This window comes from Devosia insulae DS-56, assembly GCF_000970465.2.
GTDB lineage: Bacteria > Pseudomonadota > Alphaproteobacteria > Rhizobiales > Devosiaceae > Devosia_A > Devosia_A insulae.
Genome location: NZ_LAJE02000033.1, coordinates 1 through 4586, shown reverse-complemented (window position 1 = coordinate 4586; position 4586 = coordinate 1). Strand labels below are relative to the sequence as shown.

Annotated in this window: 5 protein-coding genes; all 5 read left to right on the top strand. The window is 64.3% G+C overall.

Annotation, left to right across the window (positions count from 1 at the left end):
* On the top strand, window positions 1–370 hold a 370-nt coding region (locus VW23_RS01265; protein WP_141728173.1), incomplete at its 5' end, for an amidohydrolase family protein.
* A gap of 48 nt (window positions 371–418) precedes the next feature.
* A complete protein-coding gene (hutC, locus tag VW23_RS01260) occupies window positions 419–1165 on the top strand; it encodes a histidine utilization transcriptional repressor HutC (RefSeq protein ID WP_069907788.1) in 747 nt (248 codons plus the stop codon).
* A 97-nt stretch (window positions 1166–1262) separates the two neighbouring features.
* Complete coding sequence (locus tag VW23_RS01255) at window positions 1263–2033, top strand: SDR family NAD(P)-dependent oxidoreductase (protein WP_069907787.1); 771 nt, start codon at window positions 1263–1265, stop codon at window positions 2031–2033.
* A 122-nt stretch (window positions 2034–2155) separates the two neighbouring features.
* Window positions 2156–3289 carry an ABC transporter ATP-binding protein gene (locus VW23_RS01250; RefSeq protein WP_069907786.1) on the top strand — a complete coding sequence of 378 codons (1134 nt, stop codon included), beginning with the start codon at window positions 2156–2158 and terminating at the stop codon, window positions 3287–3289.
* 118 nt (window positions 3290–3407) lie between these two features.
* The gene (locus VW23_RS01245) at window positions 3408–4514 is read left to right on the top strand and encodes an ABC transporter substrate-binding protein (RefSeq protein WP_069907785.1); all 1107 of its coding nucleotides are present in this window, start codon (window positions 3408–3410) and stop codon (window positions 4512–4514) included.
* Window positions 4515–4586: the final 72 nt, after the last annotated feature.

Here is a 4586-nt window from a genome sequence, read left to right as displayed (position 1 = left end):
CGCCGGTGAGCGGCGGCAGCTCGAGTACAGCCAGCGTCTCGCGCAGCAGAGCCGCAACGTCATCGCGCGGGCCGGACAGTCGACCGCCTCAGAACTCCTCAATCTCGCAGCAGAGGGTGGCGCGCAGGCGCTCGGCGTGCAGTCGGGGCTTGCAGTCGGCAGTCCCGCCGACCTGGTGTCATTCTCGGCCGCCGGTGCGCCCTACCTGCCGCCGGCCGACCAGCTTGACGCCTTCATCTTCGCCTCCGGCGTGTCGGTGGCGGACGTTTGGGTTCGCGGCAAAAAACAGGTGGTCGACGGCAAACATGTTAAGTCCGACGCCGTTCGGCGACGGTTCGAGTCGACCATGCACCGGCTGCTTGGGGCTTGACCCGATCGGCGGAACATCGGTTAGCTTTGGTTTGAAGCACGGGATTGGATGAGCGTGAGCACACTAGTGACTGCCGAGCGTGACACCGAAGCCGGCACGCTCCACCAGCGCATCCTCAACGATATTGAAGGCAAGATTGTTTCGGGGGAATGGCCCATCGGCCACCGCATCCCGTTCGAGGTGGATCTCGCCCGCGAGTATGGCTGTTCACGGATGACCGTGAACAAGGTCCTGACCCAGTTGGCGCGGGCCGGGCTGATCGAGCGAGTGAAAAAGAGCGGCAGCTTCGTCAGCCAGCCGCACACCCAGTCTGCCGTGCTCGAGATCAGCGACATCCGCAAGGAAGTGGAGTCGCTGAAGCTCCCCTATGCCTTCAATGTTCCGCGGGTGGCGAAGCGGAAAGCCCAGGGCGCCGATCGGCTGCTGCTCGATGTGCCGGTCGGTACGGCGATCCTCGATATCACCTGCGTCCACCTGGCAGGCGGTAAGCCGTTCTGCCTCGAACAGCGGCTGATCAATCTGAGCAGTGTCGAGGGTGTCGACCAGGCGGATTTCACCAAGATCCCGCCGGGACAATGGCTGCTGAGCCAGGTGCCGTGGAGCTCGGCGGAACACCGCATTCATGCGGCAGCAGCCGACGCCACCACCGCTGAACAACTGGGGATAGCGCAGGGCACGGCCTGCCTCGTGATCGAGCGCCGGACCTGGAGCGCCGGCGCTGCCGTGACCCAGGTGCGGCTGACCTATCCGGGGGATCGCCACGCCCTCGTCGCCACCTTCACCCCCTCGTCGTGATCGCGCGCACCGGGTCACGATCTTATCGACATTATGTATAGACATGAGTGACTGAAAGTGCTGATACTCGCCAACTGCATCTCTGGGAGGAGGCTGCATGTCTAACAAATCTGCCTTCGACCTCACGGGAAGGCGAGCCCTGGTGACCGGCGGCAGCCGCGGCCTGGGGCAGGGGATTGCCATTGCCCTCGCGGCGGCGGGCGCCGAGGTCTGCGTCACGGCGCGTGCCCGTGCCAGCCTCGACGCGACGCTGAGCCAGGTGGCAGCGGCCGGTACGTCCGGCCGGGCGCTCGGGCTCGATGTCACCGATGTCGCCGGCATCGCCGCCGCAATCGGTGAACTCGACGCGGCGTGGCCCATCGATATCCTCGTCAACAATGCCGGCTTCGAAAGCGTCGCGCCGTCACTCGACGTCGATGAAGCGCTGTGGGACAGCATCGTCGACACCAACCTCAAGGGCAGCTTCTTCTGCGCCCAGGCCGCAGCCCGAGGCATGGCCTCGCGCGGTCGCGGTGGCTCGATCATCAACCTCTGTTCGCTGACCTCCTATGTCGGCGTGCCGACGGCAGTGCCCTACGGCTCATCGAAATCCGGATTGCTCGGCATGACCCGTGCTTTGTCGGCGGAATGGGCTCGGCACGGCATCCGCGTCAACGCTATCGCGCCGGGCTATTTCCGCACCGAGATGACGGAAGGCTTCTATGCCGATGAGGCCTGGGCGACCGGCATGCTGGGGAAAATCCCGCAGGGCCGCTTCGGGCTGGCCGAAGATGTCGGCGGTCCGGTCGTCTTTCTCGCCAGCAGCGCCGCGGCGTATGTGACCGGGCAATGCCTGGCGATCGACGGAGGCTATCTTGCCTCCATCTGACGCGCCGTTTGCACAATCCTTGTGCAGAAATGAAAACTGCACAAGTCGTGTTGACACTCAGGTCTATATGTATAGACATTATGAGCGCAAAGTGGCTGCGACGCGCCTGTTCGAGGGAACTTATGACGATTGAAGCCGGCATCGAAGGCCGTCACGCCCAGGCGGCTCGCGTCGCCGTATCGGTGCGCAACGTCGATATGAGCTTTGCCGATTTCCATGCCGTCAAGGACGCCTCCTTCGACCTCGAGGACGGGCGTTTTCTCACCATTCTCGGGCCCTCAGGGTCCGGCAAGACCACGCTGCTGCGCATGATCGCCGGCTTTCAGAAGCCCAGCGCCGGCGAAATCTTCATCAACGGCAAGCCGGTCAGCGCCACGCCGCCGCACAAGCGCTCGATCGGCATGGTGTTCCAGAAGCTGGCGCTGTTTCCGCACATGACCGCCGCCGAGAACGTCGCGTTCCCGCTCAAGATGCGGCGCTTCGATGCGACCACCATCCCGGAGCGGGTGCAGCGCTATCTCGATCTCGTCCACCTCGGCGGCTATGCCGACCGGCGAATCCACCAGCTTTCCGGTGGTCAGCAGCAGCGCGTCGCCATTGCCCGCGCCCTGGTGTTCGAACCCGACCTGCTGCTGCTCGACGAACCGCTGGCGGCGCTCGATCGCAAGCTGCGCGAGGAAATGCAGCTCGAGTTCCGCCGCATCCAGCGCGAGCTCGGCGTCACCACCATCAACGTCACCCACGACCAGCGCGAGGCCCTCGTCGTTTCCGACGAGGTGATCGTGATGGACAAGGGCGTCATCCAGCAGAAGGCGCCGCCGTCAGCGACCTACCGCACGCCGGCCAATGCCTTTGTCGCCGGCTTCATCGGCGTCACCAATTTCATCTCGGGCAAGGTCACCGCGACCTCAGGCGACACCGTCAGCTTCGATGTCGGCGGCAGCGAAGTCACCGGAACCTGGGCGGCGCAGGGCGCTGCACCCTCGGTCGGTGCCTCGGTCACCGGTGCGCTGCGCGCCGAGCAGGTTCGGCTGGCAGCGTCTGAAGCCGAGCTTTCCGGCTGCCAGACCACCCGCCGCGGTGTCGTCCGCGATGCCATTTTCGAGGGTGAACGCCTCGTCTACGAGATAGACCTGGCCCCGGGCACGCTGCTGCGCGTGTTCGATCATGATGCAGCGGCTCACAAACAATTCGCCATCGGGGACAACGTGGCGATGGGCTGGAATGCACGCGACGTGCTGACCTTCCCCAACTGAGCCGCGAGAGCGCTTTCAGGAAAAGTTGCAGACTTTTCCGGTTCGAAAGCGCGACGAAATCAAAGACCAGGAGCATCTCAGATGCTCCTGGTGCCAGAGACAACAGGAGAGAGAAACCATGACTGACCAGAAATCCATCCTTGCCCTGTCCCGCCGCAAATTCCTCGGCGGCGCCGCCGCGCTGAGCGGCATCGCAGCCTCGGGCTTTGCGACCCGGGTATTTGCCCAGGAACCCCCCAAGCCTGCCGAAATCATCGTGCGGGCCTGGGGCGGCTCGTGGGTCGATAGCCTCAAGGCAGGTGTTTCCGACCCCTTCACCGCTGCCACCGGTATCGCCGTCCGGCACGACCTGACCGAAGACAACGAGATTCAGCCCAAGGTGTGGGCGGCTGTAGCGCAGAACCGGGTGCCTCCGATCCACATCAACTGGGATACCACCACCAACGCCACCAAGTCGGCGTTGCGCGGCGTGACCGAGGATCTGTCGGATCTGTCGAACCTCGCGGGCACCACGGACCTCGCCAAGCCCGTCGGGCTCGAGGGCTACCCGATCGTCAACACCTACGGCTACGTCTACGTGCTGGCCTACCGTCCCGAAGCGTTCCCGGACGGTGCGCCGACCTCGCTGCAGGTGCTGCTCGATCCCAAGTTCAAGGGCCGCATCGCGCTCTACAATGACGGCATCGGCTTCCACTTCCCGGCCCAGGTCGCCGGCGGCGGCAAGCTCGAGGATATCCCCGCCAACATGCGGCCGGCCTGGGATTTCATCGCCAAGGTGAAGCAACAGGCGCCGCTGCTCGGCGAGGACCCGGATTTCACCACATGGTTCCAGAATGGCGAGATCGACCTCGCGGTTACCATCTCGACCAATGCCCGCGAAGCCAAGAAGAACGGCGTCAACATCGCCTGGACCGTGCCTGAGGAAGGCGCCAAGTTCGACACCGATGGCCTTTGGATCCCCAAGGGCCTGCCCGAGAACGAGCTCTACTGGGCCAAGCAGTACATCAACTTCGCCATCACCAAGGAAGCCCAGCAGGTGTGGCTCGATGGCCTCGGGCTGCCGGGCGTCGTCCCCGGCCTGACCCCGCCGGCCGATCTCGTCGGCGATCCGTCCTACCCGACCAAGCCGGAGGATTTCGAGCACCTGATCCGCATCTCCTCGCAGGTCCAGGTCGAGAACGAGAGCACCTGGTTCGGCGAGTTCAAGAAGATCATGCAGAGCTGATCCCGCTTCGAGTTCGGGACGGCGCCTTCATGCCGTACCCTGTCTCTTATACTCATCTGACGCTGCCGACGT

Bases quoted from the DNA above. Each gene is read 5' to 3' on its own strand.
- hutC (WP_069907788.1), top strand. From the start codon at position 419: ATGAGCGTGAGCACACTAGTGACTGCCGAGCGTGACACCGAAGCCGGC.
- VW23_RS01255 (WP_069907787.1), top strand. From the start codon at position 1,263: ATGTCTAACAAATCTGCCTTCGACCTCACGGGAAGGCGAGCCCTGGTG.
- VW23_RS01250 (WP_069907786.1), top strand. From the start codon at position 2,156: ATGACGATTGAAGCCGGCATCGAAGGCCGTCACGCCCAGGCGGCTCGC.
- VW23_RS01245 (WP_069907785.1), top strand. From the start codon at position 3,408: ATGACTGACCAGAAATCCATCCTTGCCCTGTCCCGCCGCAAATTCCTC.